The 25,408-nt window shown below is 61.3% G+C and carries 32 protein-coding genes; 26 read left to right on the top strand and 6 right to left on the bottom strand.

The features are described from left to right. The first annotated feature begins 12 nt into the window (after positions 1-12). The 15 genes from ACD590_RS15335 (at position 13) to ACD590_RS15265 (ending at position 13,592) form a co-directional block, all read left to right on the top strand. Positions 13-741 carry a class I SAM-dependent methyltransferase gene (locus ACD590_RS15335; protein ID WP_439002997.1) on the top strand — a complete coding sequence of 243 codons (729 nt, stop codon included), beginning with the start codon at positions 13-15 and terminating at the stop codon, positions 739-741. A gap of 164 nt (positions 742-905) precedes the next feature. Next, the gene (locus ACD590_RS15330) at positions 906-2,093 is read left to right on the top strand and encodes a glycine C-acetyltransferase (protein WP_439002996.1); all 1,188 of its coding nucleotides are present in this window, start codon (positions 906-908) and stop codon (positions 2,091-2,093) included. 262 nt (positions 2,094-2,355) lie between these two features. Further along, the gene (gene tdh / locus ACD590_RS15325) at positions 2,356-3,393 is read left to right on the top strand and encodes an L-threonine 3-dehydrogenase (RefSeq protein ID WP_047618441.1); all 1,038 of its coding nucleotides are present in this window, start codon (positions 2,356-2,358) and stop codon (positions 3,391-3,393) included. A gap of 10 nt (positions 3,394-3,403) precedes the next feature. Continuing rightward, positions 3,404-3,751, top strand: a complete 348-nt coding sequence (locus ACD590_RS15320) for a GFA family protein (RefSeq protein WP_028732902.1) — start codon at positions 3,404-3,406, stop codon at positions 3,749-3,751. Positions 3,752-4,322: 571 nt separating this feature from the next. Beyond that, positions 4,323-6,380, top strand: a complete 2,058-nt coding sequence (gene rpoD / locus ACD590_RS15315; RefSeq protein ID WP_011652885.1) for an RNA polymerase sigma factor RpoD — start codon at positions 4,323-4,325, stop codon at positions 6,378-6,380. A gap of 242 nt (positions 6,381-6,622) precedes the next feature. Next, positions 6,623-6,916, top strand: a complete 294-nt coding sequence (locus ACD590_RS15310; protein ID WP_018242976.1) for a GYD domain-containing protein — start codon at positions 6,623-6,625, stop codon at positions 6,914-6,916. 167 nt (positions 6,917-7,083) lie between these two features. Further along, on the top strand, positions 7,084-7,827 hold the full coding sequence (locus tag ACD590_RS15305; RefSeq protein WP_131703940.1) for a DUF930 domain-containing protein: 744 nt from the start codon (positions 7,084-7,086) through the stop codon (positions 7,825-7,827). A gap of 85 nt (positions 7,828-7,912) precedes the next feature. After that, on the top strand, positions 7,913-9,049 hold the full coding sequence (locus tag ACD590_RS15300; RefSeq protein ID WP_439003544.1) for a DUF930 domain-containing protein: 1,137 nt from the start codon (positions 7,913-7,915) through the stop codon (positions 9,047-9,049). Next, on the top strand, positions 9,046-9,315 hold the full coding sequence (locus ACD590_RS15295; RefSeq protein ID WP_131704352.1) for a hypothetical protein: 270 nt from the start codon (positions 9,046-9,048) through the stop codon (positions 9,313-9,315). The genes ACD590_RS15300 and ACD590_RS15295 overlap by 4 nt, the downstream gene beginning before the upstream one ends. Before the next feature lie 103 nt (positions 9,316-9,418). Next, positions 9,419-10,216, top strand: a complete 798-nt coding sequence (locus ACD590_RS15290; protein WP_047618433.1) for an APH(3') family aminoglycoside O-phosphotransferase — start codon at positions 9,419-9,421, stop codon at positions 10,214-10,216. A 72-nt stretch (positions 10,217-10,288) separates the two neighbouring features. After that, positions 10,289-11,095 carry an AraC family transcriptional regulator gene (locus tag ACD590_RS15285; protein WP_439002995.1) on the top strand — a complete coding sequence of 269 codons (807 nt, stop codon included), beginning with the start codon at positions 10,289-10,291 and terminating at the stop codon, positions 11,093-11,095. Between the two features lie 83 nt (positions 11,096-11,178). Continuing rightward, positions 11,179-12,078: a DMT family transporter gene (locus ACD590_RS15280; protein WP_439002994.1), complete on the top strand. Its 900-nt coding sequence runs from the start codon at positions 11,179-11,181 to the stop codon at positions 12,076-12,078. A 3-nt stretch (positions 12,079-12,081) separates the two neighbouring features. Then, complete coding sequence (locus ACD590_RS15275) at positions 12,082-12,774, top strand: B3/B4 domain-containing protein (protein WP_439002993.1); 693 nt, start codon at positions 12,082-12,084, stop codon at positions 12,772-12,774. 96 nt (positions 12,775-12,870) lie between these two features. After that, positions 12,871-13,269, top strand: a complete 399-nt coding sequence (locus tag ACD590_RS15270; RefSeq protein ID WP_003541590.1) for a DUF427 domain-containing protein — start codon at positions 12,871-12,873, stop codon at positions 13,267-13,269. An 80-nt stretch (positions 13,270-13,349) separates the two neighbouring features. Then, positions 13,350-13,592, top strand: a complete 243-nt coding sequence (locus ACD590_RS15265) for a DUF6894 family protein (RefSeq protein WP_018242968.1) — start codon at positions 13,350-13,352, stop codon at positions 13,590-13,592. Between the two features lie 159 nt (positions 13,593-13,751). Here ACD590_RS15265 and ACD590_RS15260 read toward each other — a convergent pair whose 3' ends face one another. Beyond that, positions 13,752-13,997: a DUF6894 family protein gene (locus ACD590_RS15260; protein WP_439002992.1), complete on the bottom strand. Its 246-nt coding sequence runs from the start codon at positions 13,995-13,997 to the stop codon at positions 13,752-13,754. Between the two features lie 134 nt (positions 13,998-14,131). On the opposite strand from ACD590_RS15260, the gene ACD590_RS15255 reads away from it, so the two are divergent. After that, a complete protein-coding gene (locus ACD590_RS15255) occupies positions 14,132-14,851 on the top strand; it encodes a Crp/Fnr family transcriptional regulator (protein WP_028732895.1) in 720 nt (239 codons plus the stop codon). Positions 14,852-14,929: 78 nt separating this feature from the next. After that, complete coding sequence (locus ACD590_RS15250) at positions 14,930-15,865, top strand: LysR family transcriptional regulator (protein ID WP_439002991.1); 936 nt, start codon at positions 14,930-14,932, stop codon at positions 15,863-15,865. Positions 15,866-15,892: 27 nt separating this feature from the next. Here ACD590_RS15250 and ACD590_RS15245 read toward each other — a convergent pair whose 3' ends face one another. Together ACD590_RS15245 and ACD590_RS15240 are read right to left on the bottom strand one after the other, a co-directional pair. Further along, positions 15,893-16,819 (bottom strand): NADP-dependent oxidoreductase, encoded by a 927-nt coding sequence (locus tag ACD590_RS15245; protein WP_439002990.1) that lies wholly within the window; start codon positions 16,817-16,819, stop codon positions 15,893-15,895. Beyond that, positions 16,819-17,286 carry an ester cyclase gene (locus tag ACD590_RS15240; RefSeq protein WP_439020870.1) on the bottom strand — a complete coding sequence of 156 codons (468 nt, stop codon included), beginning with the start codon at positions 17,284-17,286 and terminating at the stop codon, positions 16,819-16,821. The genes ACD590_RS15245 and ACD590_RS15240 overlap by 1 nt, the downstream gene beginning before the upstream one ends. 239 nt (positions 17,287-17,525) lie before the next feature. Between ACD590_RS15240 and ACD590_RS15235 the strand changes: the two genes are divergently transcribed. The 6 genes from ACD590_RS15235 to ACD590_RS15210 all read left to right on the top strand — a co-directional run bounded on the left by ACD590_RS15235 (position 17,526) and on the right by ACD590_RS15210 (position 21,380). After that, a complete protein-coding gene (locus tag ACD590_RS15235) occupies positions 17,526-18,746 on the top strand; it encodes an MFS transporter (protein ID WP_439002988.1) in 1,221 nt (406 codons plus the stop codon). Between the two features lie 74 nt (positions 18,747-18,820). Then, positions 18,821-19,417 (top strand): DUF922 domain-containing Zn-dependent protease, encoded by a 597-nt coding sequence (locus ACD590_RS15230; protein ID WP_028732890.1) that lies wholly within the window; start codon positions 18,821-18,823, stop codon positions 19,415-19,417. Between the two features lie 91 nt (positions 19,418-19,508). Continuing rightward, the gene (locus ACD590_RS15225; RefSeq protein WP_018242960.1) at positions 19,509-19,862 is read left to right on the top strand and encodes a DUF1428 domain-containing protein; all 354 of its coding nucleotides are present in this window, start codon (positions 19,509-19,511) and stop codon (positions 19,860-19,862) included. Positions 19,863-19,967: 105 nt separating this feature from the next. After that, positions 19,968-20,390, top strand: a complete 423-nt coding sequence (locus ACD590_RS15220) for a secondary thiamine-phosphate synthase enzyme YjbQ (RefSeq protein WP_247266241.1) — start codon at positions 19,968-19,970, stop codon at positions 20,388-20,390. 126 nt (positions 20,391-20,516) lie between these two features. Continuing rightward, positions 20,517-20,822 carry a hypothetical protein gene (locus ACD590_RS15215; protein WP_018242958.1) on the top strand — a complete coding sequence of 102 codons (306 nt, stop codon included), beginning with the start codon at positions 20,517-20,519 and terminating at the stop codon, positions 20,820-20,822. Between the two features lie 177 nt (positions 20,823-20,999). Next, entirely contained in the window at positions 21,000-21,380 is a 381-nt protein-coding gene (locus tag ACD590_RS15210; RefSeq protein ID WP_028732889.1) for a hypothetical protein, read from the top strand. A 325-nt stretch (positions 21,381-21,705) separates the two neighbouring features. On the opposite strand, the gene ACD590_RS15205 is transcribed toward ACD590_RS15210, so the two are convergent. Further along, positions 21,706-22,446 carry an SIMPL domain-containing protein gene (locus ACD590_RS15205; RefSeq protein ID WP_018242956.1) on the bottom strand — a complete coding sequence of 247 codons (741 nt, stop codon included), beginning with the start codon at positions 22,444-22,446 and terminating at the stop codon, positions 21,706-21,708. Between the two features lie 197 nt (positions 22,447-22,643). Between ACD590_RS15205 and ACD590_RS15200 the strand changes: the two genes are divergently transcribed. After that, positions 22,644-23,090 (top strand): GNAT family N-acetyltransferase, encoded by a 447-nt coding sequence (locus ACD590_RS15200; RefSeq protein WP_210067762.1) that lies wholly within the window; start codon positions 22,644-22,646, stop codon positions 23,088-23,090. Positions 23,091-23,284: 194 nt separating this feature from the next. Continuing rightward, positions 23,285-23,836 carry a hypothetical protein gene (locus tag ACD590_RS15195; protein ID WP_439002987.1) on the top strand — a complete coding sequence of 184 codons (552 nt, stop codon included), beginning with the start codon at positions 23,285-23,287 and terminating at the stop codon, positions 23,834-23,836. 166 nt (positions 23,837-24,002) lie between these two features. On the opposite strand, the gene ACD590_RS15190 is transcribed toward ACD590_RS15195, so the two are convergent. Further along, positions 24,003-24,149 carry a hypothetical protein gene (locus tag ACD590_RS15190; RefSeq protein ID WP_018242953.1) on the bottom strand — a complete coding sequence of 49 codons (147 nt, stop codon included), beginning with the start codon at positions 24,147-24,149 and terminating at the stop codon, positions 24,003-24,005. A gap of 253 nt (positions 24,150-24,402) precedes the next feature. Between ACD590_RS15190 and ACD590_RS15185 the strand changes: the two genes are divergently transcribed. Next, positions 24,403-24,603, top strand: coding sequence for a hypothetical protein (locus ACD590_RS15185; RefSeq protein WP_028732885.1), 201 nt, complete (start codon positions 24,403-24,405; stop codon positions 24,601-24,603). Between the two features lie 103 nt (positions 24,604-24,706). On the opposite strand, the gene ACD590_RS15180 is transcribed toward ACD590_RS15185, so the two are convergent. Then, positions 24,707-24,901 carry a hypothetical protein gene (locus ACD590_RS15180; RefSeq protein ID WP_028732884.1) on the bottom strand — a complete coding sequence of 65 codons (195 nt, stop codon included), beginning with the start codon at positions 24,899-24,901 and terminating at the stop codon, positions 24,707-24,709. Positions 24,902-25,408 lie beyond the last annotated feature (507 nt).

The raw sequence follows: 25,408 nt of genomic DNA, 5'->3' as shown, positions 1-25,408 counted from the left end.
GGAGGAGCGCCGATGGCCCAGAATATCTACGACCGACCGGAATTCTTCGCCAGATATAGCGGCATGAGACGATCCGTTCACGGGCTCGACGGGGCGTCCGAATGGCCGGCCGTGCGTGCGCTGCTGCCTGATCTTGCCGGCAAGCGTATCGTCGATCTCGGCTGCGGGTTCGGCTGGTTTTCGCGTTTCGCCATGAGCCAGGGTGCAGCAAGCGTGCTGGCGCTCGACATCTCCGAAAAGATGATCGCCAGAGCGAGGGCCGATACGGCTGAAGCCGTGATTACCTACGAGATCGCCGATCTCGAGCATCTCAGGCTTGCTCAAGCTTCTTTCGATTTTGCCTATAGCTCGCTGGCGCTGCATTATATCGAGGATTTCGCCGGTCTGGTCGCGACGGTCCATCGCGCGCTTTTGCCGGGATCGCAATTCGTCTTCACCATCGAGCATCCGATCTTCATGGCGCCGACCCACCCGGCCTGGGCGGCCGATGCCGAGGGGCGGCGCATCTGGCCGCTCGACCGCTATTCCGTCGAAGGTCCACGCACCACCGACTGGCTCGCCAAAGGTGTCGTCAAGCAGCACCGCAAGCTCGGCACGACGCTCAACACCTTGATCGCGGCCGGTTTTGCCATTCGCCATGTCGAGGAGTGGAGCCCGAACGAAGATGAGCTCCACGACAATCCAGATTGGGCGGAGGAGCTGGACCGGCCGATGTTCGTGCTGATCTCGGTCCAGCGCTGAAGAAGACAAGCAGATGGTGATATGCTAACTCGGCTGGCGCATCGGCCCGAAATTGGAATTGATTTTCGGAAAGCACGATGCGCAAATTCAAAGTGTTACGGCGTCCTTTGCGCGTCTGAAAAGACGCGCGGCGCTGTAGAGAAATCTTCACGAAGGGCCGCCCCATGACCTCGCAATTTCTCTCCCATCTCCAAGCTGAAATTTCGGCGCTGAAGGATGCCGGCCTCTATAAATCCGAGCGTGTCATCAGCTCCAAGCAGGCGGGCGAGATCGCGATTTCCACCGGCGAGCGGGTGCTGAATTTCTGCGCCAACAACTATCTCGGCCTTGCCGACAACGAGGAGCTGGCAGAGGCCGGCAAGAAGGCGCTCGACCGATACGGCTATGGCATGGCCTCGGTGCGCTTCATCTGCGGTACGCAGGAGGAGCATAAGCAGCTCGAAGCGCGCATCTCCGCCTTCCTCGGCATGGAAGACACGATCCTCTATTCCTCCTGCTTCGACGCCAATGGTGGTCTCTTCGAAACGCTGCTCTCGGAGGAGGACGCGATCATCTCGGACGCGCTGAACCACGCCTCGATCATCGACGGCGTCAGGCTTTCGAAGGCCAAGCGTTTTCGCTACGCCAACAACGACATGGCGGCGCTCGAGGAGGAACTGAAAAAGGCCGAAGGCAGCCGCTTCAAACTGGTCGCCACCGACGGCGTCTTCTCGATGGACGGCATCATCGCCAATTTGGACGGTGTCTGCGATCTCGCCGAGAAATACGGCGCGATGGTCATGGTCGATGACAGCCATGCCGTCGGTTTCGTCGGTAAGAACGGTCGCGGCTCCGCCGAACATTGCGGCGTCGAGGGCCGAATCGACATCATCACCGGCACGCTCGGCAAGGCGCTCGGCGGCGCCTCGGGCGGCTATACCTCCGCCAAGGCGGAAGTCGTCGAATGGCTGCGACAGCGCTCGCGGCCCTATCTGTTCTCGAACACCCTGGCGCCCGTCATTGCCGCCGCCTCGCTCAAGGTGTTCGACCTCATCGAAAACGGCGATGCCTTGCGCAAGCGTCTTTCCGACAATGCGGATCTGTTCCGCACAGAGATGACCAAGCTCGGCTTCACACTTGCCGGCGAAGGCCATCCGATCATCCCCGTCATGCTGGGTGACGCCAAACTCGCCCAGGATATGGCCGGCCTGATGCTGAAGAGGGGGATCTATGTGATCGGCTTCTCCTTCCCCGTCGTGCCGAAAGGCCAGGCCCGCATCCGCACACAGATGTCGGCGGCGCATTCGCGGACGGATGTGGAGCGGGCGATCGCGGCCTTTGCCGAGGCAGGGCGGGAACTGGGTGTGATTTGAGAATAGCGTTGCCATCTCCCTCTTCTCCCCAGCGGGGGTCCCAAGGACGGGTCGAGACCCGTGGCTCGACCCAGGCAGAGATGTCCGTCAGGATAGAAGAGGGGGAGGAGCGAAGCGACGTTTCGAGCGGTAAGCGAGGAACAAAGTAAGGTTTATATGGCGTGCCGTGCCGCCCCCTCATCCGCCCTACGGGCACCTTCTCCCCGACGGGGAGAAGAGGGAGTCGCAAAGTCGGGCACCAGAACAAGGCGGGATATCGTTGATGTCGAACATGATGAAGGCGCTGGTCAAAGCGAAACCGGAAGTCGGGCTTTGGATGGAGAATGTGCCGGTGCCCGAGGTTGGGCCGAACGATGTGCTGATCCGGGTGAAGAAATCGGCGATCTGCGGCACCGACGTCCATATCTGGAACTGGGACCAGTGGGCACAGAAGACCATTCCGGTGCCGATGGTAGTCGGCCATGAATTCTCCGGCGAGATCGCCGAGATCGGCTCGGCGGTCACCCGCTATCATGTCGGCGAGCGGGTCTCCGGTGAGGGGCATATCGTCTGCGGCAAGTGCCGCAACTGCCGGGCGGGCAGGGGGCATCTCTGCCGAAATACGCTCGGTGTCGGCGTCAACCGCCCAGGCTCCTTCGGCGAATTCGTCTGCATTCCCGAAAGCAATGTCGTGCCGATCCCGGATGATATATCAGACGAGATCGCCGCGATCTTCGATCCGTTCGGCAATGCCGTGCACACCGCGCTTTCCTTTGATCTCGTCGGTGAGGACGTGCTCGTCACCGGTGCCGGGCCGATCGGCATCATGGGCGCGCTCGTCGCCAAGCGATCCGGCGCCCGCAAGGTCGTCATCACCGATATCAATCCACACCGGCTGGAGCTGGCGCGCAAGCTCGGCATCGATTACGTCGTCGACGCATCGAAGGAAAACCTCGCCGACGTGATGAAGGCGATCGGCATGACGGAGGGTTTCGACGTCGGGCTCGAAATGTCAGGGGCCGCACCTGCCTTCCGCGACATGATCGACAAGATGAACAATGGCGGCAAGATCGCCATTCTCGGCATCGCGCCGGCGGGCTTCGAGATCGACTGGAACAAGGTGATCTTCAAGATGCTCAATCTCAAGGGCATCTACGGCCGCGAGATGTTCGAGACTTGGTACAAGATGATCGCTTTCGTCCAGGGCGGCCTCGATCTCGCGCCCGTCATCACCCACCGGATCGGCATCGACGATTTCCGCGACGGCTTCGAGGCGATGCGGTCAGGCAATTCCGGCAAGGTTGTGATGGACTGGATGTAGGGAGGACGACATGCTCCATGAAGGAAGCTGCCATTGCGGCAATGTGGCTTTCGAAGTCGAAGGCGAATTCACCGAGGCGCTCGACTGCAACTGCTCGCTCTGCCGCAGGCGGGGCGGACTTCTGGCCTTCGTGCCGCGCGAGAAGCTGGTGCTGAAAACACCGGAGGACAATGTCTCGACCTACACTTTCAACCGGCATGTCATCCGGCATCACTTCTGCGCCAATTGCGGCATTGCACCGTTCGGCGAAGGCGTGGGTCCGGACGGCGCGGCAATGGCTTCGATCAATCTGCGCTGCATTCCCGCGGTCGATCTCGGCGCGCTGACAGTGAAGGCGTATGACGGCGCGGCGCGCTAGCCACTATTTCTCAGGCCGGCGCATCGGCCCGAGAATCGGAATCATTTTCGGAAAGCACGATGCGAGGATTGAAAGAGTTAGAGCGTCCTTTGTGCGTCCGAAAGGACGCACGGCGCTCTAAAGGTGCATATACCGTCTGCACAACTGCAAAGATGATGGAAACAACTGGGTACGGCGGGCAAAATATTTGCTGCCCTTGTCTTTTGTTCGCCGCATCTTAAATAAGGGTTCGCAATCGCTGCCGCGGTTCAAAGCCTGTGGATAAGGCTTTTTCCGTATTTTTGTGGGCTTTTTTTCTGGAAAAGCTTGACGAGAACAAAAAATGTGGGAATCACCGTTCGACTTGTTGAATGGTGAACTGGGTCAAGGCGGATCGCGCAACCATGGCCGGAAATCCAAGAGCAAGAAAGCTTTGCTGTCCGGTGCCGGTAATCGTGGTTAATCAGGCTTTAAATGTCATCCCGTTAGGTGGGCAAAGGTGATTCGAGGGCGGCGCGTGCGGCGCGTCAGGCCCTGAGACAGCCCGTTCACCGTAGCGAGATTGGATAGCGTCAGGAAGGCGACGATATAAATGGCAACCAAGGTCAAAGAGAACGAAGACGCGGAAGTCGAACGCGACGGCGCAAGCGACGGCCCTCTTCTCGATCTTTCCGACGACGCGGTCAAGAAGATGATCAAGGCCGCCAAGAAGCGCGGCTATGTGACCATGGACGAGCTTAACGCGGTCCTGCCGTCCGAAGAAGTGACGTCCGAGCAGATCGAAGACACGATGTCGATGCTGTCCGACATGGGCATCAACGTCATTGAAGACGAGGAAGCCGAGGAAGCCGGTGCTTCCGGCAGCAGCGACGACGACGACGCCGGCGGCGACGAGGAGAGCGAAGGCGGCGAACTCGCGCCTTCGAGCGGCACGGCGCTGGCGACCGCCAAGAAAAAAGAACCGACCGACCGTACCGACGATCCGGTTCGCATGTACCTGCGCGAGATGGGCTCGGTAGAGCTTCTTTCCCGCGAGGGCGAAATCGCGATCGCCAAGCGCATCGAGGCCGGCCGCGAGACGATGATCGCGGGTCTCTGCGAGAGCCCGCTGACCTTCCAGGCGCTGATCATTTGGCGTGACGAACTCAACGAAGGCACGACGCTGCTGCGCGAGATCATCGATCTCGAAACGACCTATTCCGGCCCTGAAGCCAAGGCTGCGCCGCAGTTCCAGAGCCCGGAGAAGATCGAAGCCGATCGCAAGCTCGCAGAAGAGAAGGAAAAGACCCGTCGCGCCCGCTCCGGCGACGACGACATCACCGATGTCGGCGGCGAAGGCCTGCCTCCCGAGGAGGAGGAAGAGGACGAGGACGAATCCAACCTTTCGCTGGCGGCGATGGAAGCCGAGCTTCGCCCGCAGGTAATGGAGACGCTCGATACGATCGCCGAGACCTATAAGAAGCTGCGCAAGCTGCAGGACCAGCAGGTCGAGCAGCGGCTGTCGGCTTCCGGCACGCTGTCCACTGCCCAGGAGCGCCGTTACAAGGAACTCAAAGATGAGCTCATCAAGGCTGTCAAATCTCTGTCCTTGAACCAGAACCGCATCGACGCCCTCGTCGAGCAGCTCTACGACATCAACAAGCGCCTCGTTTCCAACGAGGGCCGCCTGCTGCGTCTGGCCGAATCCTACGGCGTCAAGCGCGACTCCTTCCTGGAGCAATACCAGGGCGCCGAGCTCGATCCGAACTGGATGAAGTCGATCGGCAATCTGGCCGCCCGCGGCTGGAAGGAATTCGCCAGGGGCGAAAACACGACGATCCGTGACATCCGCCAGGAAATCCAGAATCTGGCGACCGAAACCGGTATCTCGATCTCGGAATTCCGCCGCATCGTTCATATGGTGCAGAAGGGCGAGCGCGAAGCGCGTATCGCCAAGAAGGAAATGGTCGAAGCGAACCTTCGCCTGGTCATCTCCATCGCCAAGAAGTACACGAACCGCGGCCTGCAGTTCCTCGACCTCATTCAGGAAGGCAATATCGGCCTGATGAAGGCGGTCGACAAGTTCGAATACCGCCGCGGTTACAAGTTCTCGACCTATGCGACATGGTGGATCCGCCAGGCGATCACCCGTTCGATCGCCGACCAGGCCCGCACGATCCGCATTCCGGTGCACATGATCGAGACGATCAACAAGATCGTCCGCACGTCGCGCCAGATGCTGCACGAGATCGGCCGCGAGCCGACGCCGGAAGAACTGGCCGAAAAGCTCGCCATGCCGCTCGAAAAGGTCCGCAAGGTCCTGAAGATCGCCAAGGAGCCGATCTCGCTCGAAACCCCGGTGGGCGACGAAGAGGATTCGCATCTCGGTGATTTCATCGAGGACAAGAACGCGCTGCTGCCGATCGACGCCGCCATCCAGGCGAACCTGCGCGAGACGACGACCCGCGTTCTCGCCTCGCTGACGCCGCGCGAGGAACGTGTTCTGCGCATGCGCTTCGGCATCGGCATGAACACCGACCACACGCTCGAAGAAGTCGGCCAGCAGTTCTCGGTCACCCGCGAACGTATCCGCCAGATCGAGGCGAAGGCGCTGCGCAAGCTGAAGCATCCGAGCCGTTCCAGAAAGCTGCGCTCGTTCCTCGACAGCTAAGGGGCGACAAGAACTCTACGATTGCGAAAGCCGGGCTTCATGTCCGGCTTTTGCTTTCGATCTTTGCGCCACTGCCGCACACTTTTGGGCGACACGCCTAATACCAATGATCCCGGCGGCTTTCTTGTCGCTCGGTGGTGACAAGATTATAGTCCGGCCACGGGGGAAGAAATCGATCGCGATGCGCGAGCGAGGACCGACGCATGCCCGTGTCGGGCGAATCCTCCGCTGGGAGGTGCAAAATGACCACTTACATTGTGTTGATCAACTGGACGGACCAAGGTGTGCGCAATGTTCGCGACTCGTCAAAACGGCTGGATGCGGCGAAGAAGCTGCTCGGCGACATGGGCGGCTCCTTCAACCAGTTCTTTCTGACGATGGGCGGCCACGACATGGTGGCTGTCTGCGAAGCGCCTGACGATGCCGTCATGGCGCGGTTTGGCCTCTCGCTGGCGATGGGCGGCAATGTCCGCACCCAGACACTGAAGGCATTCCCGGAGGCGGCCTATCGAGAGATCATCGGCTCGCTTGGTTGATCGCGACAAAGGAACGCTATCGGCGATCATAAGCGTTGCGCAACTCGCGTCAGACTGGCACTGTCGCCCTGTCCTTAATTCCTCGTGGCGTATCGGCAGGGCTCTTGATGAAAGCGTTCCCGGGTTTTATGGCCGCCTTCGATTGTCCGACAGCTGCTTCCTGAGCGATGGCACTGGTGTGGGAAAATCGGGACGAAGGCATCGAGCGGGGCGCTTTCGCCTCGTTCGCTCTGCATGCCGTCATGCTTGCACTGCTGCTCCTGCTGCTTCCGAGACCTGAGCCGCCGGCACCGTTGCCGGACGACGGCATTACGGTTGATATCGTTCCCGAAGTCGCCAAACCTTCTGCGATAGCGCAGCGGGTCGCGACGCCTGCACCCACTACGGCAAAGAAGGACGCGAGTGCGTCGGTCCAGGAGATCTCTCCGCCGCATCAGGAGAAGGCGCCGACGCCCGCGAGGTCGCCTGAAGTGGCTTCCGTCCCTCCGGTGCCGCCGAAGCCTGGTGTATTCGTCCAGGCGGGCCAGCTGTTTTCGGACACGGTGTTGTCAGATCCGCGCGGCCGGCGCGCCCGCGAGGCGCTGCGCGGCCTTGCCGGCAGCGAGCGCAATCTGCAGCTCTGTGATCTGGAGGCGCTGGAGCAGGTGCGCCGGGCGGCGCAGCCGGCCATGGCGCCGGATGCGCTTGCGCCCTATGCGATGGCGGCGGAGAAAGTCAGTGGCAACAGCGTCGAGGTGAAGGGTGGCGCCTTCCGCAGCAAACGCAAGTGGTACAATATTCAGTTCAAATGCCAACTCGATGCCGGCTCCGGCAAGGTCGCTTCCTTCGCCTTTCTCATCGGCGATGCCATTCCGCAAAGCGAATGGCAGGCGCATGATCTGGTGGCCGACGATGGAGCCGCCGACCAATGACACTATAGCGTAGCGCGTCTTTTCGGACGCGCAAAGGACGCCGTAGCACTTTAAATGGCTGTTGCGATCACGCGGTTTTTTTCTTTTGTGGCTTGATGCTGCCGGCTTTAGAGGCCACATCGCTGCTGTGACAGAAGAAGACGTGGAACCGGCGGAAACGCAGCACGAAACGGGAAAGCAGCGGCCTGAAATCCGCTGGGGCGTCGTTGCGTCCGTTGTCGCTCATATTCCTATCATTGCTCTTCTGATTTTCGGGCTGCCGAAGATCGAGTCGAAGCCTGTCGAAGACGAGAGCGTGAAGGTGGAGCTCGTTCCGCCGCCGGAGGAGAAGAAGCCGGAGCCCAAGCCCAAGGAAAAGCCACCGGAGCCGAAGCCGCCGGAAGAGGCCAAGAAGGAACCGCCACCGCCTCCGCCGCCACCGCCACCGCCGCCACCGCCTCCAAAAGCTGCGAAGCTGCCGGAAGCGCCCGTCGCTCCCCAGCCACAACGTGTCGCCCGCCCGGTCTTCGAATTTGCCGAGAAGGATTCAGCGCCGGAACAAAGCGAGCGGGGTATACCGCAGCAGGCAGAAGCACCAAAACCGCCGGTCGTTGAGCCAAAACCCGAAGAAACGCCGCCTGTCGAATCGCCGCAACTCCAAAAGCCGGAGGTTCCGGAGACTATGCCCGCCGCGAATCCGCTGCCGCAGGATATCGAACTTCCCGAGGTAGATACTGCTGAGGCCAATCCGGAAAAGAACGGGCCGGCTGCCACAGGGCACGATGAGGCAAAGACGAATTTCGAGCCGGCAAAGCCGTCGACGAATTCGACGGCAACAACCTCCTCAACGCCACCAGACGTTGAGGCTAAGGAATCGAATAAGCTCACGAAAGCGAAGACGCTATTTACCGACAACTTTGTCTCAGACCGCGCGGTCAAGACGGCGATGAATAACTTGCCGCGCCAAACGCGGGGTGGTCAGCTTTGCTGGAGCGAGCTCAGAGAGCAGCTCCTTCATTCGTCTGCGGCATATGATCCTAATCGTATTGAGGTGCCTCGATACAATCTGCCGAACGGCAATTTCCTCGCGCTTAAGCGAAGTGCGTTCTTTGACGGCCAGCAATTGCATCAGTTGGCGTTCAGTTGCGAAGTGAACGATAATGCGACGAAAATTGTATCGTTTGAATTCGGTGTCGGGCATGTAATTCCCAAAAGTGAGTGGGCGATTTATGACTATCCATGATTGATGGCGCTCTTGGTGAGTCGCCGCAACAAGCCACGCGCAAGCAACCCTACCTAGCTTCTTCCTATGGCCGTGATGATTCCGGTGAAGAAGAGGACAATGATATGTCGAATGAGATCGAGCGTTTCTTTGAGCGTCAGGACGAAGCCGTGAGTGCGCTGTTCCTGGAAAACAAGGGCGACGAGTTGACCGATATTCTGGTGGCTGCTCTGGAAGAGGCTTTCGAAATTCTTCTCGAAGCCGCCCCCGCCGAAACCGTTCATTGAGGTTCCCGACGGCTGTTCAGTCTGCCCATGTGCTGACCGATCGCGACGCTTGCGGTCTCCCGTCCGGTCGGGATAATGCGCCAGCATCGATGGCCTAGATATCATGTCGATTTTTCAAGAGGATCAACCGTTGTCAGCGGGCGCACTTGATGCCCGCCTAGCCAGTTACCGGTTCGAGCGCGATGCACTCGGCCGTTCCGCCGCGAGTGTCTTCCGGCTGGAAGCTCTTGGATTGCCGACGCTTTATCTGAAAGTTGAAGAGACGGGTGCTTTCGGCGAGCTCGCCGACGAGGCAGCCAGGCTTCGCTGGCTCAAGACTTCCGGTCTGTCCTGTCCCGATATCATTGCAGAGGACAGCGACGGTGTGCACAATCGGCTGCTGATCAGCGCGCTCCCCGGGAGTGACCTTGCCAGTGCATCGGCGCTGACGCCGATCGCGCGGGTCGGGCTGCTGGCTGCGGCGCTTCTTGACCTGCATCGCCTGCCGATCGCATCCTGCCCCTTCGATCATCGGCTGGAGAGACGTATCGCCGGGGCAAAAGCGCGGATGCAGGCCGGCATCGTCGACGAGACCGATTTCGATGAGACGCGGCTTGGAAAGAGTGCCGAGGCTCTGTTTACCGAACTCGAAAGCAGGAGGCCGGGCGGCGAGGATCTTGTTGTCACCCATGGCGACGCCTGCCTGCCGAATTTCATCGCGTCCGAAGAGGGATTTTCGGGCTATATCGATTGCAGCCGCCTCGGTGTCGCCGACCGCTATCAGGATATCGCGCTCGCCTGCCGCAGCATCGCCTATAATTTCGGCGAGGCGCTGGTGCAGCCCTTCCTTGATTGTTATGGCATGCCGGCCACCGATCCGGCTCGGCTCGAGTACTATCAGCTGCTCGACGAGTTCTTCTAGGCCTCCAGGCTGCAACGATTGCGTCATGCCCATGCGGCTGGCAGAGTGCCCGGCGAGACCTGCGGGCAGACAATGGCGAAAAACCAGTTCAGGATGTTGCGCTCGGCGCTGGCTGGCGTCGAAGCGGTGGAAGCGGAAACGCCTCACAGCTTCGACCGGCACACGCATGAGCAATTCGGCATCGGCCTGATTTCCGCCGGTGCGCAGTCGTCGCTCAGCGGCCGCGGCATGGTGGAGGCAGAGGCCGGCGACATCATCACGGTCAATCCGAACGAGGTGCATGATGGTGCGCCGATCGGTGAGGGGCGGTCGTGGCGCATCCTCTATTTCGACCCCGCCATCGTCACCGGTCTGTCGCAAGAGATCAGCGAAGGCGGGGCAGGGCGATCGGAAATCCCACATCCGGTCATCCGCAATGCGGCGATCGCCGCCGGTTTCGAAACGCTGTTTCGCGCAGTGACCGGCGGCGCGGCGGCGGATGGGCTGCTCTGCGAGGAACTGCTTCTGCAACTCGTCGCCGACGTCATGCGCGAGCGCGGCGGCGCCGAAGAGCGGCCACTGGTGCCGGCGTCGATCCGCGCCGCCCGAAACCTGATTGACGACGATCCGCTTGCCGCCGTCTCGCTCGCCGATCTCTCCAGGGAAAGCGGACTGAGCCGCTTCCAGGTGTTGCGCGGTTTTGCCAAGGCGACCGGATTGACGCCGCACGCCTATCTCGTCCAGGCCCGCATCCATATCGCGAGGCGGCTGATCGCTCAGGGCATGCCGCTGGCGGAAGCCGCCTTTGCCAGCGGCTTTGCCGACCAGAGCCACATGACGCGGGTCTTCGTGCGCAAATACGGTCTGTCGCCGCGCCTTTATGCCGGCGCCTTACTCTGAGCGCCGGCTTTGCGCCTGCAATTTCGTTCAAGACCCCGACCGGCTCCTGCTGTTTTCTCGGCGCATCCAACAGGAGACGTTGAATGTCGAGGCAGGTTCAAGGTTATGTTTATCTGGCGCTGGCGATGCTGACTGTGGGAAGCACTGTGATCGCCAGCAGGCTGATCGCGTCGGGTCTGCCGCCGTTCAGCGCCACCGCATTGCGCTTCGCCATCGCCTTTCCGGTCTTTCTCCTGCTGATGTGGGCAACCGGCGCGCGCCTGCCGAAACTCTCCAGGGAAGACCGCCTCATCCTCCTCATCCAGGCGGGGGCCGGCAGCGTCGGTTATACGACGCTGCTGATCTCCGGCCTCAGCCTGACTTCGGCGGCCGATGCCGGCGTCATCATCGGCACGCTGCCGGTGGTGGCGGCCGCAATCTCCATTCTGCTGCTTCGCGAACGGCCGCAGCGTGCCCTGCTTGTGGCCGTGGCGCTTGCGACGGCTGGCGTGCTGTCGATCGCCTTCACGCCGGATGCGGCCGGAGGATCGCTCTCCGGCAATGCACTGATCTTCCTGGCGGTCGTCTGCGAGGGATTGTTCATCCTGCTGAACAAAAAGCTGAAGACGGAGATTGCGCCGCTTGCCCAGTCGACGCTGATGACCGGCATCGGCTTCATCGTTGCCGCCATCCCGGCCGCTATTTTCGAAGCGCCTTTCGCACAGGACATTTCCGCAAGCACTGTCGCCGCCGTCTTTTATTATGCGCTGGTGCCGACCGTCGGCGGATTTCTGCTGTGGTATGCGGGGGCAGAAAGGGTGAGCGGCACCGAAGCCGCGCTCTTCACCGCGGTTGCACCAGTTTCCGCCGTCATGCTTGCCTTCATCATCCTTGGCGAGCCGGTCGGCCTCCACCAGCTCGCCGGCATCGCCTGCGTGCTTGCGGCCGTGCTCGGTCTCGCCTTTGCCGGGACCCGCACGGTCAAACTTGCCGGCGGGAGATAGATCATGCAGTTCAGCCATTCCGATGCCATATGGCAGGCCTTTCCAGAGCTTCGCGCCGGCGCGCTGCATGCGGGAGGGATCCATGCGAATGCCGATGTCCAGGCGGCGATCGCAGACTTCAACGCGATCGCCCAGGCCCGGCTGACGCAAGCGCAGGAAGGCGAATTCCCTGAAATCCAGGCCTGGCGGCGCGGCTTTTCCCGCATGGGGCTGAAGCCGACGCAATATCGCTGCGCTTCCGAGGCGCTGTTGCGCCGCTTCCGTCAGGAACATGTGCTGCCGCGCCTGCATCCGCTCATCGATCTCTGCAATGCGATTTCGCTCGCCTTCGCCATTCCGGTCGCCGTCTTCGACGCTGAAAAGATCGTGGGCGATCTCCAGGTTCGTCGGGCTAGGGGTGACGAGACCTATCTGACCTTTGGCGGCGAAATCGAACATCCCGAGCCTGACGAGGTGATCTTTGCAGATGGCGGGGAGAACGCGCATGCGCGGCGCTGGACGAACCGGCAGAGCGGGCTTTCGGCGGTGCGGGCGACGACGCGTTCGGTGCTGATCGTTGCCGAGGCCCTGCATGCCTCCGCCGGCGACGACATCGCCAGGCTGGTCGAAACAGTTGCGGATGCGCTTGTACGGCACTGGCCGGCGGCGACGAAAACGGCGATGCTCAGTCCGGTATCGCCGCATTTCGAGTTCTGAGGGCGCAGCGTTTCAGGGAAAGCTGCGTTCGGGCCTTGGGCCGGCGGCATGCCCGCCCTATCTCTATGCGATCGATAGCTTCTGGAGACGAACCCGATGTCAGACAAGTCGTTCAAGATTCCGGGGCCGGACCATCCGATCACCGTCGAGCACAATCCCTCCCGCGTCGTCGTCACGCTTGGCGGCAAGACGATTGCCGATACGCGCGATGCGCTGACGCTGTGTGAGGCCTCCTATCCGCCGGTGCAATATATTCCGCGCAGGGATGTGGACATGTCGCTGCTTCAGCGCACCGACCATAGCAGCCATTGCCCCTATAAGGGCGACGCTTCGTATTACAGTATCATTCCGGGCGGCGAGCGCTCGAAGAATGCCGTCTGGACCTACGAGGCGCCGAATGCCGCGGTCAGCAGCATCAAGGACCATCTCGCCTTCTATCCCGACCGTGTCGACGGCATCGAGGAGATGGCCTCGCCGGAAGCCGGCGCCTTCTGACGGCAGGCATGACATTGAACCTGTTCCGGCGGAACATGTTTGCCGCCGGACCGTTAGGGTCATCTAGCGAGGGATGTGTCGTGCCAAAATTCTATTTTCAGCTCTTCGATCGTGATGGCGCCGGGACGACCGAGACGGCATATGATTTTGAATCCATCGAAGCTGCGAAAGCGGAGGCACGGCGCGTGTTGGCGGAGATGGCCACCGAAGGTCTGCCGGCTGCACCTCTGAACATGATGTCGGTGGAACTCTTCGATGAAAGCCGGCGACCGCTCGCAGAAATCCGGCTGATTCTCGAAGAAATTGCGAAACAGCCACGATAGGCACACCAAGCTGCGAATGCCGGTCGATCGAGCCAAAGCAATCAAAAGACTATGTCAAATTTAATTGCCGGCTATCAAGGCGGGTCTTAGCGTCGCGCCAACCGACCGAGTCGGATTGATGCGTAGGAGTGACCGGCGGCAGCCCCTAAACGGCAACCGCTATCGTAAGACGTCGAGCCATTCATTGTTGAAGACGAGGCTGGCAACCGTGACCGGATCGCCGCTCTCGTCGCGAACGGTGATGGCGATCGTCATGCGATCACCCGCGGGCAGTTCGTCGCGGGCCACATCCAGCAGGATGCGGGTCAGCTCCTTCGGAATGTCGTCACGAGATCTGAGCTCGGTACCGTGCTCGTCGCGCGTGGGGCCTTCCCCGTTGTGTAGATCGAAATAGTAGCGAGCCATGTTCTTTCCTGCGCGTTACAGGGGGAAATCACAGATGAAGACAATTGTTCCCGAGGCTAAGCATTGATTCTTATAGAAAAATCTAGGTCGCATCGAAATGGATCAGGGCTCCAGCAATATCGGCGGGCAAGCCCGTGATTGAATCCCTGCTGCTCAACCTTGGAAGCCGCGATGTTTTGTCGGCCGAAGAGGAAAGCCATCTCAGAGCAATCATCGTCAAAGACAGGTATTTTGCTGCCGGGGAGGATCTTGTCTCCGAAGGGAGCAGGCCGGGTTACAGCACGCTGCTGCTTGATGGTTTTGCGGCGCGCTACAAGGTGATGGCCGATGGCAGTCGCCAGATCACCGCACTGCATGTCGCCGGCGATTTCGTCGATCTGCACGCTTTCCCGATCAAGAAGATGGATCACGGCATCGTTGCGCTGTCGTCCTGCCATGTCGCCTTCGCCGATCACGGCGATCTCAGGACGATCACCGAGCGCATGCCGCACCTGACGCGGCTGCTCTGGCTCGACACGCTGGTCGATGGCGCCATCCACCGCGAGTGGATCGTCGCCATGGGCCGGCGCTCCAAGCGCGCCCATATCGCCCATCTCGTCTGCGAACTGTTCGTGCGGCTGCAGGTGGTGAAGCGGACGCGGGGCGCAAGCTTCCAGTTTCCGTTGACGCAGATCGAGATGGCCGACGTGCTCGGCGTTTCCGTCGTCCATCTGAACAAGACGCTGCAGGCGCTGAGGCGCGAGGGCGTGTTCATCTGGGAGAACCGGACGATCACCATCGTCGACTGGGAACGCCTGCAGGAAATCGCCGAATTCGATCCCGGCTATCTCAGCATCTCCAGGGAACCGCGCTAGGGCGTCATGGTTCTTGCATCTAGACGGGGTTTGCAACATGTTGCCGGTCGATAGTCGTCGACCGGGATCATCCACATCATGAATAACCTTCCAGCGGTCGATCTCAACCTCCTCGTCGCCTTCGACGCGATCATGGCAGAGCGCAGCGTCACCCGGGCCGGCGCCCGCATCGGCCGCACCCAGCCGGCGATGAGTGCTGCACTTGCCAGGTTGCGCCAGCTTTTTCAGGATGAACTCTTCGTGCGCAGCCCGAGCGGGCTGGAGCCGACACCGCGTGCGCTCGATCTTGCCGAGCCGATCGGAAAATCTCTGCGGCATGCGCAGGAGGCGCTGGCTTTCAGTGGCGTCTTCGACCCGCGGTCGTCATCGGCTTCGTTCCGGCTCGGTCTCTCCGAACACCCAGCCTTCGTGCTTCTGCCGAAGCTGCTGGCCGCGATCAGGCAGGCCGCGCCGAATATCAGCATCGATGTCAAGGGTTTCATCGCCCGTGAAAAGGCGGTGGAAATGCTCGATGCCGGCGAGGTCGATGCGGCGGTCGGCGTGCCGGTTTCCACGTCGCCACGCATCCTTTCCCGGCTGCTTTTCGAGGAGAGCTTCGTTTCGATCGTCCGCGCCGATCATCCGGCGGCGGCAAGGGGTCTCGATCTCGATACTTTCGTCGCGCTCGACCACCTGCTCGTATCGCCGGAAGGCGATCGTTATGGCCATGTCGACCGTAAGCTTTCGGAACTCGGTCTGCGCCGCAGGCTCGGCCTGACGCTGCCGCAGATGTATGCGGCGCCGGCGATCGTCGCCGAGACCGATCTCGTCGCCACGCTGATGCGCGGCATCGTCGACGTTTCGGATAGCCGCGCCCGGCTGTCGATCCATAAGCCGCCGATCGAGCTGCTGCCGGTCTCCTTTGCGCTGTCATGGCATCGCCGCAACGATTCCCATGTCGGGCAGCAGTGGTTCCGCGAACTGATCGGGTCAGTTGCGGCGAAAAAACAGGATCGGCTCGGGGAATCGAACTGATCCTGCTTCTGAAGTCGCCAGCTCGCCTTACACCATCAGCAGCGTCTTGCCGCGGGCGCCACCCTTCGAAAGGGACCGCAAGGCCTCGGCCGTGTCCGCAAGGGCGAATTCTTGTCCGATGACGCTTCGGAGACGGCCATCTGCGGCAAGTGCCGCCACCGCAGCCAGGCGGCCGGCATCGCTCTGGTGAAAGAGGAATTGCGCATCGATGCCGCGCGCCTTCGGCCCTTCGGTGTCGAACGGCGCGGAAAGGCCGATGAGCTTGCCGCCACGACGGATGATGCCGAGTGATCGCTCCAGCGTTTCGCCGCCAATCGTGTCGATCACCAGGTCGAGCCCCGTCGCCAAGGCGGCAAAATCCTGGTTGCGATAGTCGATCACCCCGTCAGCGCCGAGCGAGCGGACGAGGTCGAGATTGGCCGCAGCGGCTGTCGCCGTCACATGTGCGCCGGCACGCTTTGCGAGCTGAACCGCGAAGCTGCCGACGCCGCCGGCGCCGGCATGGATGAGCACCGACTGGCCGGGCTGGACGGCTCCGGCCTCGAACAGCGCCTGCCAGGCGCTGGCCGCAGCCGTCGGCAGGCCGGCAAGGCTTGCGAGCGGCAGATCGGCCGACACCGGAACGACCAATCGGGCAGGCACGGCCGCCAGTTCGGCAAAGGCGCCGCCGCTTGCCGGATCGGTGCGCGCGATCACCCTGTCACCCGGCCTGACGGTGGCGACGAGCGGGCCTGTTGCAACCACCGTTCCGGCGAGATCGGTCCCGAGCGTATAAGGGAAGGCGAGGGGGAAGAAGTCCTTCAGATATCCGGCAAGCAGCTTGTTATCCATTGGATTGAGGGCGGCGGCCTCGACACGGATGAGCACGCCGTCAAGGCCGGGTACCGGCTCGGGCACATCCTCGATCCGGATATCGTCTATCGCGCCATAGGCATGGATGCGGGCGGCCTTCATCACGCGCTCTCCGGATGAAGGGACGTCGTCTTCGGCGGCCAGGCGCCGAGCTGGTGCAGCATGCCGAACCAGTCCTCGAGATGCCAGGTGTGGGAGATCCTGCCGCCTTCGAAGCGGTGGAATTCATGGAGCGCGATCTCTATTCGGCGGTTCGTCGCCGGAATGCCGAAGAGCGCGCCGCGTTGGGTGCCGACGATACGGGCGCGAACGCCGGCGCGGTCGTTGAAGCCGATCACTTCGTCGACCACGATCTCCACATCCGGCAGGGATTCGATAAAGCCGAGGATGATCGGCTTCAGCCCGGCTGGCCCGGGACCCTGGCCGGGGGCGAGCGGAATATCCTGCCAGCCTGATGTGACGGCCTCATCGAGAAGATCGGGATTTTTGCGCGTGAAGGCGCCGTAGAAGGTTTCAAGCGTTGCGTGCTGCTCTGCGGTCAGCGCACTTGCCGTGGTGTCGATGGTCATCGAAAGCCTCTTGGTTTGGTAACAGCAATGAGGCTACGGCCAGTCGATCCATATCGGAAATTGATACCCGATATATCGCCCCATCCATATTTTGTATGAGTAAGGACCCGGGCCCAACGCAATCCGGTGAGCGCAGCTCATTCCGATTGACAAGCCGTCCATTCGAGCAGAACACCGTTCCGGCATTCAAAAACTCTATAAAGGCTGGCGGACCCAAGCTGCCGGCCGGTGACATCGCAATGGACATATCCCAAGGACCGGGGAGCGTTCTTCGCCACCCCGGCTATCTGAACTTCGCTGCCTCCCGCGTTTTTTCCTCGCTCTCCTTCCAGTCCATTGGCATCGCCATGGGATGGATGATCTACGATCAGACGCACAGCGCCTTTGCGCTCGGCCTCGTCGGCTTCTGCCAGTTCCTGCCGATGGCGGTGCTGACCTTCGTCGTCGGTCATGTCGCCGACCGGTTCGACCGGCGGCGCATCGGGCTTGTCTGCCAGTTGATCGAGGCGGTGACGGCACTGGTGCTGGCGATCGCCACCTGGCAGCAATGGCTGACGCCGGCCGGCATCCTTGCCGCCGTCACGGTGCTCGGCGCCGTCGTCGCCTTCGAGCGCCCGACCATGGCGGCGCTGCTGCCGAACATCGTGCCGGCCTCGATGCTGCAGAAGGCGGTCGCAACCTCGACCTCGATGATGCAGACGGCGCTGATCGTCGGCCCATCGCTCGGCGGCCTGCTTTATGGCCTCCATCCCGTCGCGCCCTTTGCCATCGCGGCGCTGCTTTTTGCCGTTGCGAGTTTCAACGTCATCTCGATCCGGATGCAATGGAGCCCTGCCAAGCGCGAGCCGGTGACACTAGCCTCGGTCTTTGCCGGCGTCTCCTTCATCCGCAGTCGACCGGTGATGCTCGGCACGATCTCGCTCGATCTCTTCGCAGTGCTGCTCGGCGGCGCGACCGCACTGCTGCCGATGTTTGCCCGCGATATCCTGCATGCCGGTCCGTGGGGGCTCGGCCTGCTGCGCGCGGCGCCCGCGGTCGGCGCGCTCGTCATGTCGATCGTGCTTGCCCGTCGGCCGCTCGAGAGCAATGTCGGGCGCAAGATGCTGGCCGCCGTCGCCGTGTTCGGCGTCGCCACCATCGTCTTCTCGCTCTCCACCAATATCGCGCTTTCCGTCGTAGCGCTGCTCGTCGTCGGCGCGTCCGACACGGTGAGCGTCGTCGTGCGCAGCTCGCTGGTGCAGCTTTTGACGCCGGACGAAATGCGTGGCCGTGTCAGTGCCGTCAACTCGCTGTTCATCGGCACCTCCAACCAGCTCGGCGAATTCGAATCCGGCATGATGGCAGCAGCCCTCGGGCCCGTCGCCACCGGCGTTGTCGGCGGGTTCGGCACGATCGTCGTCGTGCTCCTGTGGATGCGGCTCTTCCCCGATCTCACCAAGGTCAAGACGCTGCAGGGCTAGTGCATGCATGACGCGTTGAAAGCGGCGACCGCTGCCGTTAGGTTCGCCCCAAATATCATTCGGCGGAGCCGCGCGTGACGACAAATTTTCTATCCTGTGTGCTGGCGGCGTTTTTCACGTCGGTGCCGGCTATGGCGCTGGCTGAGTGGCAGGCGGTCGAAGAGGTGCGGCCTTATTCGATATCAGGCAAAACGGGCGCTGAGCTCTATGAATCGATTGGGGCGCGAGGGCCTGAAGCCGGTGCGGGCAGGGTGATCGCGCATACGACGTTCAAGTTGACCTGGACCAGGAAATACGAACCGCAGGGAAACGCCTGCGTGATCACGACCAACCGGCCGAAGCTGATCATCACCTATACGCTGCCGAAGCCGGCGGCCGAGCTGCCGGCCGCCGTCAAGAGCAGCTGGCAGGCCTTCATATCAGGCGTGCAGGCCCATGAGCGGGTGCATGGCGAGACCATCAAGGAGATGGTCAAGGAAATCGAGGCGACGAGCATCGGCCTCACCGTCGCCGACGATCCCGATTGCAAGAAGATCCGGATCGAACTGACCCGCCGCCTCGGCGAGATTTCCGGCAGGCAGCGCCAGCGCGGCCGTGACTTCGACAAGATCGAAATGGGTGACGGCGGCAATATCCAGCAGCTCATCCTCAAGCTGGTGAACGGGCCCTGATTGCCCGTCGCTGCCGCGCGCTTTATCCCTGGACCTGTCCGACCGATCTCCTATCTCTCCCGCTAACGAGGGCAGGTGGAGGAGAAGCGCAATGTCCTATGTCGACGGTTTCATCGTGGCGGTGCCGAAGGAGAATGTCGATGCTTACAAAGAATTCTCGACCTTCGCCGGCTCGATCTGGAAGGAATATGGCGCGCTCGAATATGTCGAATGCATCGGCGACGACGTGCCCTATGGCGAGCTGACCTCCTTTCCCCGCGCCGTGCAGGCCAAGGAGGACGAGGTGGTGGTGTTTTCCTGGATCGTCTACCGGTCCCGGCAGGAGCGTGACGATATCAATGCCAAGGTGATGGACGATCCGAGGCTCAAGGGCGACCAATGGCAGATGCCGTTCGACGGCAAGCGGATGATCTATGGCGGCTTCGAGATGATGCTCAAGCTCTGATGCCGCCTTGCCAGGGCGCGTGTAGACTTGCGTGAGGCAAGCATTGACTTGGTCGTCACGGCGCGCCAACTCCCGGGAGATGTCATTCCAAGACGGGAGAGCGCCTTGCCCCAGACGATCCTCACCTTGTCCACACGCGGACAGGGCCTTTACGAATTCACCGACCAGGCGAGCGCTTTCGTCAACGCATCAGGGCGGGAGGAGGGGCTTCTCACCGTCTTTGTGCGCCACACTTCCTGTTCGCTGCTGATCCAGGAAAATGCCGATCCCGACGTGCGCACCGATCTTCTCTCCTTCTTCCGCCGCATCGTGCCGCCGGCCTCCGATCCCTCTATGGGCTGGGTCGTGCATCGGGCCGAGGGGCCGGACGACATGCCGGCGCATATCAAGGCGGCGCTGACGCAGGTCTCGATCGGCATTCCCGTCGCCAGGGGGCGGCTGATGCTTGGCACCTGGCAGGGTATCTATCTCTACGAACATCGCGACCGGCCGCACCGGCGCGAAATCGTGCTGCATCTCAGCACCTGAAACCGGATTCATTCTTGTGAATGCAAACTGAATGCCCGGTTCGAACACCGTTCAGTTTGCGGCGGTTACTGTCGAGACAATCCCTGAAGGGAGAGCTTAGGTAATACCAATCGACGGAGACACCCCATGACGCATTTCCTGACCAAGGCTTCGCTTGCCGCTTTGCTCGCCCTCTGCACCATTCCGGCCACAGTTTCCACGGCCGCCGCCGCAGGGCCGCAGACGAGCTTTATCGTCGAGGCGCAATACCATCGTCCGATACGCGGCTGCTCGCCGATGCATGCGGTGCGCAAGGCGCGTGATTTCGGCCTGCGGGACGCCCACATCACCCGCATGTCGCCGCGGGTCGTTGTCGTCGCGGGGCGCGAACGCCGCGGCTGGGACAGGATTACCTTCGCGAATGTCCGCGGCTGCCCGCTGATCCGGCGCTGAGGACTCCGCGGCAAGCGCCCATGTGGTGCTTGCCGCCCCGTTTTTGCCTTGACGCTGACACTTTCAGCCGTCTCTTCTCTGACCTGTATGAGTGATTCCCAAATGACGCTTCGGCGTAATGCGGACGAATGGGGAGGGCGGCTTGACCGGCCCGACTTTCAAACGAAAGGTTTTTCGATGATGCAGTTTCTGGCAAAGGCGGGTCTTGCCGTCATGCTGACAGCCGGTACCCTGGCCGGCACGGTGGCGCCTGCCGCCGCCCAGTTGAATATCATTATTGGCGAGCCGGACCGGGGTCCGCCGCAGGACTATCGCCGTCCGCCTCCGGGTTATGACCGTCCGTCTCCGGGTTATGACCGTCCGCTTCCGGGCTATGGCCGTCCGTCGCGCGGCTGCAATCCGCAGCTCGCCGAAAACCTCGCTCGCGATTACGGCTTCCGCCGCGCCCGCGTCGTCGACATCACGCCGCGCCGCGTGATCGTCCAGGGTTGGACCCGTCGCGGCCCCGATGAGATGAGCTTCGGCAATGTGCGCGGTTGCCCCGCTCTGCGCCGCTGATCTCAAGGTCGATTACCGCCTCGTCTCCCCGATGCGGCGGCCACAACCGCCTTTGCCAGTCTCCCCGGATCGGCAAGGGTGGTTTTCTTTGTGCGCTCAGTTTGACTGCGCTCTTTCCTCCGGCATCATCGTGGGTCTTGTGCCACGGCTGTCCGGTTGGCGCCAATGGCTGCCCCTCATCCGGCTGGTGGCGGCAGCCGGATGAGGGGCTGGTCTCGCCGATCTCCAGAGCCGAGATGTTGCGTGTCTCAATCAGCAGGAAGTCGGTAGACTTTGACAGCAGTTTGAGCGCCGTGCGCCTGAAAAGACGCGCGGCGCTTTCATTTTACTGCTCGATGGCGAAGGTCACGGTGACGCTGACATTGTAATTGTTCTCGCCGCTCTGGACGGGAACGGCAGCGTCGGAGGCTTCCTTCATCATCGTGGCGCGATAGACCGGCTGCGGCATAGCGCGCGGCACATTCTCGTTGATCTCGATGATGCGGCCGAGCTTGACGCCGGCGGCTTCGCTCAGCGTCTTCGCCTTTTTGACGGCTTCGGCGACGGCATCCTTGCGCGCCTCTTCGATGGCGGCATCCGGCTTGTCATTGGTGAACTGGATGTCGCCGCCCTGGTTGATGCCGAGGCTGACGGACTGGTCGATCACCGCGCCGAGCTTGGCGAGATCGCGCAGCCGGACGGTGACCGAATTGATGGTCTGGTAGCCGATCAGCTGCGGCTGCTGCTGCTGGCCGTCGACCGGCTGCGGATAATTGTATTGCGGCTGGATGGAAAAGCCGGAGGTCTGCAGGTCGCGCTCGGCGATGCCGCCGCTCTTCAGCGCGGCAAGCACGTCGTTCATCGCCTTGTTGTTCTCGTCGAGCGCTTCGCGGGCGGTTTTCGCCTGTTTGACGACGGCGAAATTGACGATGGCCATATCGGGAGCGACGGACGATTCGCCATCGCCGGTCACCGAAATCACCGGCTCGCGCGGCTTCATCTCCTGCGCGAAGGCGGGCGCTGCGGCGGCGAGCGGCAGCGCCAAAAGGGCGGTCATCAGGACTGTTCTGGTATAGATCGGCGCCATGTTTTCATTCCTTGGTTGTCGTTTCCCGGAAGAGCTTTCTGTCGGTTGATTGTGAAGCTATTACGGCGGAAAAGACAGGCGCATGTGTAGCGAGAAAAAAATGTCAGGGATGCCTGTATCGGAGCCTGAACCTGCAGGACGTTCGCCGATCCTCAAGAACCGAAACGGTTGGACCGGAACCGACGGCTCGCTATCATATGGCGACCATCGACAACGAGGAAGCAATGTTCGAAACGCTGGATCCCGTCCCGTCCGAGATCGCCACCGCGATATCAGACGGCCTGAACGCCTTCAACGAGAGCGCTGAGATCAGACGCGAGGCTTTTGCCATCGTTTGGCGAGAGAACGGAGCGCTTATCGCCGGAATAACGGCGTCCGTTTCCTTCTCGGTTCTTTTCATCGGTAATCTGTGGGTCGCAAAATCGCTGCGGCTGGGCGGCATCGGCACGAAATTGATGGCGGCGGCCGAAGAAGAAGGGCGTCGCCGCGCCGCGGTCGCGGCCTGCGTCGACACGCTCTCGACCCAGGCCCCGGATTTTTACCCGAAGCTCGGATATGTCGAATTCGGCAGGATCAGCGGGCATGCGGGAGGCCGGCCCGTTGACCGGATCTGGTTCCGCAAGGAATTTTCCGCCGTGGCTTGATCATGACCGCCGGCTGTGGCCGCCCCCCTCTGCCCGGGCCTGGGCAGAGGGGACTCACACGGCACGCCGGTAAAGCTGTAGCAAACAATGCTGCTTTGGCGCGACCGCTTCCCAAATCCTGCAAACCTGATAGCAAATATGGCGGGTTAAGGAACAAACGGCGGCCGCGCTGCTGCGGCCGGCAAGGGGGCAGCATGCGCTTCATGGCAATTCTTTCGATCAGCCTCGCCATCGGTCTGGCGGGGTGCTCTCAGGTGGCGGAAAAGGCGGAGAACGCCGCCAACCGCTCTTACACCAGCTATGCGCTGGGCAAGCCCTATGCGGAGGTCGCCAATCTTGGCCAGTCGCCAATGGCGCGGCTTTCCGGCTCCGAAGCGACCTTCGGGCCGATGATCGGCGCGACGCCATTGATGAACGGCATGACGATCTACCGGCATATGGCGCCCGGCGCCCAGACCGAGACCGGCACGAATTTCGCCGGCCTGGTCGGCAGTTCCACGATTTCGCAGAACAACCGGCTTTCCTATTTCCTGGTGGGCGCCGACGGAATCGTCAAGGATTGGGCCACGGGCTCGGTACAGGGCAGCGCCAGCGATTGCGTGGAGTATATCGGTGGCATCATCAACCGCTGCAACGATATGCGGCAGCTCCAGGCTTCACTCGCGCTCTATGACGTCAGGGTGGCGACCAAGGCCGGCCAGCCTATCTCCAGCTGGGGCGAACCGGCCGCACCCGTAGTCAACTGAGCATGCGCGCCAGCCGGGATGAGGTCACTACCTTACCCGGCGGCGAGCGGATGCCTTGGATGGGCAAAGCATGTCGCGCAAATGTGTGGAGCGGTTTCGCGATAAACAGATGCGCGAAACCAAAGGCGAAAGCGCGGTAAGCGAACTTAAAGGTTCGCTACGCGCTTCAGGCGCCGAAATCGTCCATGAAGGATGGATGGATGGCGGGCTTGCGCTCTTCGCGTGCGTCGCGAATACGCTGGGGAACCGCGCCGAGACCAGCAACGAAGCGGGTCAGGAGATTGCGGTGGAAAAGTTTCTGTATGGCACTCATGGCAGTTTACTCATTCTTTTTTTTGTTAGCTGGCAGCATATATTTTGCGCAAGCTGCTATCGCAATGGGCAATTTTACATGACAGTTATGCGACAGTGCATGGCTTGAGGCATTGGGCCTGAAAAACGATCACATTGGCGTTAGAAGCGGCCGCCGGGGCCGCTCAGCCCCTATAAGTCCTCGCATACCCTCGTGATGGCGTGGTAGATTGCAAACTTCGGCTAAAGCCGTGCCCCTCCGAGGAGAAGCTCAGATGAACCGATTTTTCGCATTTATCGCGACCGGAACGCTGATCAGCCTTGCCACGATCATTTCGGCTTGCACTTCATCCGGAAGCCTCGACCAGACGTCGTCGATCGGCGGCGGTTATGGCGGTTATTATGAGCGTCAGCCGCTTAATCCGGCGTGTGGGGGTGGGTTCAGGCCGAGCGATGGCCGTTCTTGTAGCTATTAGAAATGTGCGTTGATCGGGCATGATGCCGCCGGAAGAAGTCGTGTGATACTGGCCATCCCCAGAGACGAACCATCGCGGCAATCAGACTTCTCATTTTCCAGCGCTAATAGCTGCACGGACGATCGTTGCCGAAACCATCGCGGCAGGCAGGCCGAAGCGCAAAGTCAGCGCTCTGAGCGGTATAGCCGACGGAGCCCGTCTGCACCGAGTCGTTTGAGCTCGTGGTACACGACGACGCCGACAGGGCAATGACGAAGACGGCTGCCATGGCTGCCGATAGTTTGCGAGTTTGAAGCATCTCCCCACCCCTTACTGTCCAAAGTGTCCGTATAATTCTGGCAAGTAGGGCCGATGAGGCGTTCCGATAACTGTCGTTGCCGATCAAGATTTTGTTATTGCCTGAAAACCCCTTCGCCAGCGTTCGCTGCCTCAATCAAGGTTGCCTCGGCCACGCCTACAGATGTCGTTTGTTTGGACAACGATATGGGGAGCCGCAGTGTGTTCAAAGGGGTCTCATTCACCCGGCCGATTTCGCTATTTGGTCTACGCGGGGTCGGCATCAAATGCGAAGGAGCTGGACATTGAGGGCGGGCACCTTCGGCTTGACGGGAAATTAAATGAGCACAGCGTTTTCCCTTCTAGGTTGGTTTGCCACCATTTACAGGGGCTGGAACCTACTCACGTCTCTGTTCGAGCGGAGCCGAAGGGCGTCCGAATTGAAGCGTGCTTTTCCATCGCATGCGCCAGATATATAATATTAGATATTCCTAAATTTACCAATTGCAGGTAGACGCAAAAGGTGTAC

Source organism: Rhizobium sp. 862_C5_N1_2 (assembly GCF_051811205.1).
GTDB lineage: Bacteria > Pseudomonadota > Alphaproteobacteria > Rhizobiales > Rhizobiaceae > Rhizobium > Rhizobium leguminosarum.
Note: the sequence above shows the minus strand (reverse complement) of the source record. Positions and strands in the feature narration are given on the sequence as shown.

Bases quoted from the DNA above. Each gene is read 5' to 3' on its own strand.
- ACD590_RS15335 (WP_439002997.1), top strand. From the start codon at position 13: ATGGCCCAGAATATCTACGACCGACCGGAATTCTTCGCCAGATATAGC.
- ACD590_RS15330 (WP_439002996.1), top strand. From the start codon at position 906: ATGACCTCGCAATTTCTCTCCCATCTCCAAGCTGAAATTTCGGCGCTG.
- tdh (WP_047618441.1), top strand. From the start codon at position 2,356: ATGTCGAACATGATGAAGGCGCTGGTCAAAGCGAAACCGGAAGTCGGG.
- ACD590_RS15320 (WP_028732902.1), top strand. From the start codon at position 3,404: ATGCTCCATGAAGGAAGCTGCCATTGCGGCAATGTGGCTTTCGAAGTC.
- rpoD (WP_011652885.1), top strand. From the start codon at position 4,323: ATGGCAACCAAGGTCAAAGAGAACGAAGACGCGGAAGTCGAACGCGAC.
- ACD590_RS15310 (WP_018242976.1), top strand. From the start codon at position 6,623: ATGACCACTTACATTGTGTTGATCAACTGGACGGACCAAGGTGTGCGC.
- ACD590_RS15305 (WP_131703940.1), top strand. From the start codon at position 7,084: ATGGCACTGGTGTGGGAAAATCGGGACGAAGGCATCGAGCGGGGCGCT.
- ACD590_RS15295 (WP_131704352.1), top strand. From the start codon at position 9,046: ATGATTGATGGCGCTCTTGGTGAGTCGCCGCAACAAGCCACGCGCAAG.
- ACD590_RS15290 (WP_047618433.1), top strand. From the start codon at position 9,419: ATGTCGATTTTTCAAGAGGATCAACCGTTGTCAGCGGGCGCACTTGAT.
- ACD590_RS15285 (WP_439002995.1), top strand. From the start codon at position 10,289: ATGGCGAAAAACCAGTTCAGGATGTTGCGCTCGGCGCTGGCTGGCGTC.
- ACD590_RS15280 (WP_439002994.1), top strand. From the start codon at position 11,179: ATGTCGAGGCAGGTTCAAGGTTATGTTTATCTGGCGCTGGCGATGCTG.
- ACD590_RS15275 (WP_439002993.1), top strand. From the start codon at position 12,082: ATGCAGTTCAGCCATTCCGATGCCATATGGCAGGCCTTTCCAGAGCTT.
- ACD590_RS15270 (WP_003541590.1), top strand. From the start codon at position 12,871: ATGTCAGACAAGTCGTTCAAGATTCCGGGGCCGGACCATCCGATCACC.
- ACD590_RS15260 (WP_439002992.1), bottom strand. From the start codon at position 13,997: ATGGCTCGCTACTATTTCGATCTACACAACGGGGAAGGCCCCACGCGC.
- ACD590_RS15250 (WP_439002991.1), top strand. From the start codon at position 14,930: ATGAATAACCTTCCAGCGGTCGATCTCAACCTCCTCGTCGCCTTCGAC.
- ACD590_RS15245 (WP_439002990.1), bottom strand. From the start codon at position 16,819: ATGAAGGCCGCCCGCATCCATGCCTATGGCGCGATAGACGATATCCGG.
- ACD590_RS15240 (WP_439020870.1), bottom strand. From the start codon at position 17,286: ATGACCATCGACACCACGGCAAGTGCGCTGACCGCAGAGCAGCACGCA.
- ACD590_RS15235 (WP_439002988.1), top strand. From the start codon at position 17,526: ATGGACATATCCCAAGGACCGGGGAGCGTTCTTCGCCACCCCGGCTAT.
- ACD590_RS15225 (WP_018242960.1), top strand. From the start codon at position 19,509: ATGTCCTATGTCGACGGTTTCATCGTGGCGGTGCCGAAGGAGAATGTC.
- ACD590_RS15215 (WP_018242958.1), top strand. From the start codon at position 20,517: ATGACGCATTTCCTGACCAAGGCTTCGCTTGCCGCTTTGCTCGCCCTC.
- ACD590_RS15210 (WP_028732889.1), top strand. From the start codon at position 21,000: ATGATGCAGTTTCTGGCAAAGGCGGGTCTTGCCGTCATGCTGACAGCC.
- ACD590_RS15205 (WP_018242956.1), bottom strand. From the start codon at position 22,446: ATGGCGCCGATCTATACCAGAACAGTCCTGATGACCGCCCTTTTGGCG.
- ACD590_RS15200 (WP_210067762.1), top strand. From the start codon at position 22,644: ATGGCGACCATCGACAACGAGGAAGCAATGTTCGAAACGCTGGATCCC.
- ACD590_RS15195 (WP_439002987.1), top strand. From the start codon at position 23,285: ATGCGCTTCATGGCAATTCTTTCGATCAGCCTCGCCATCGGTCTGGCG.
- ACD590_RS15190 (WP_018242953.1), bottom strand. From the start codon at position 24,149: ATGAGTGCCATACAGAAACTTTTCCACCGCAATCTCCTGACCCGCTTC.
- ACD590_RS15185 (WP_028732885.1), top strand. From the start codon at position 24,403: ATGAACCGATTTTTCGCATTTATCGCGACCGGAACGCTGATCAGCCTT.
- ACD590_RS15180 (WP_028732884.1), bottom strand. From the start codon at position 24,901: ATGCTTCAAACTCGCAAACTATCGGCAGCCATGGCAGCCGTCTTCGTC.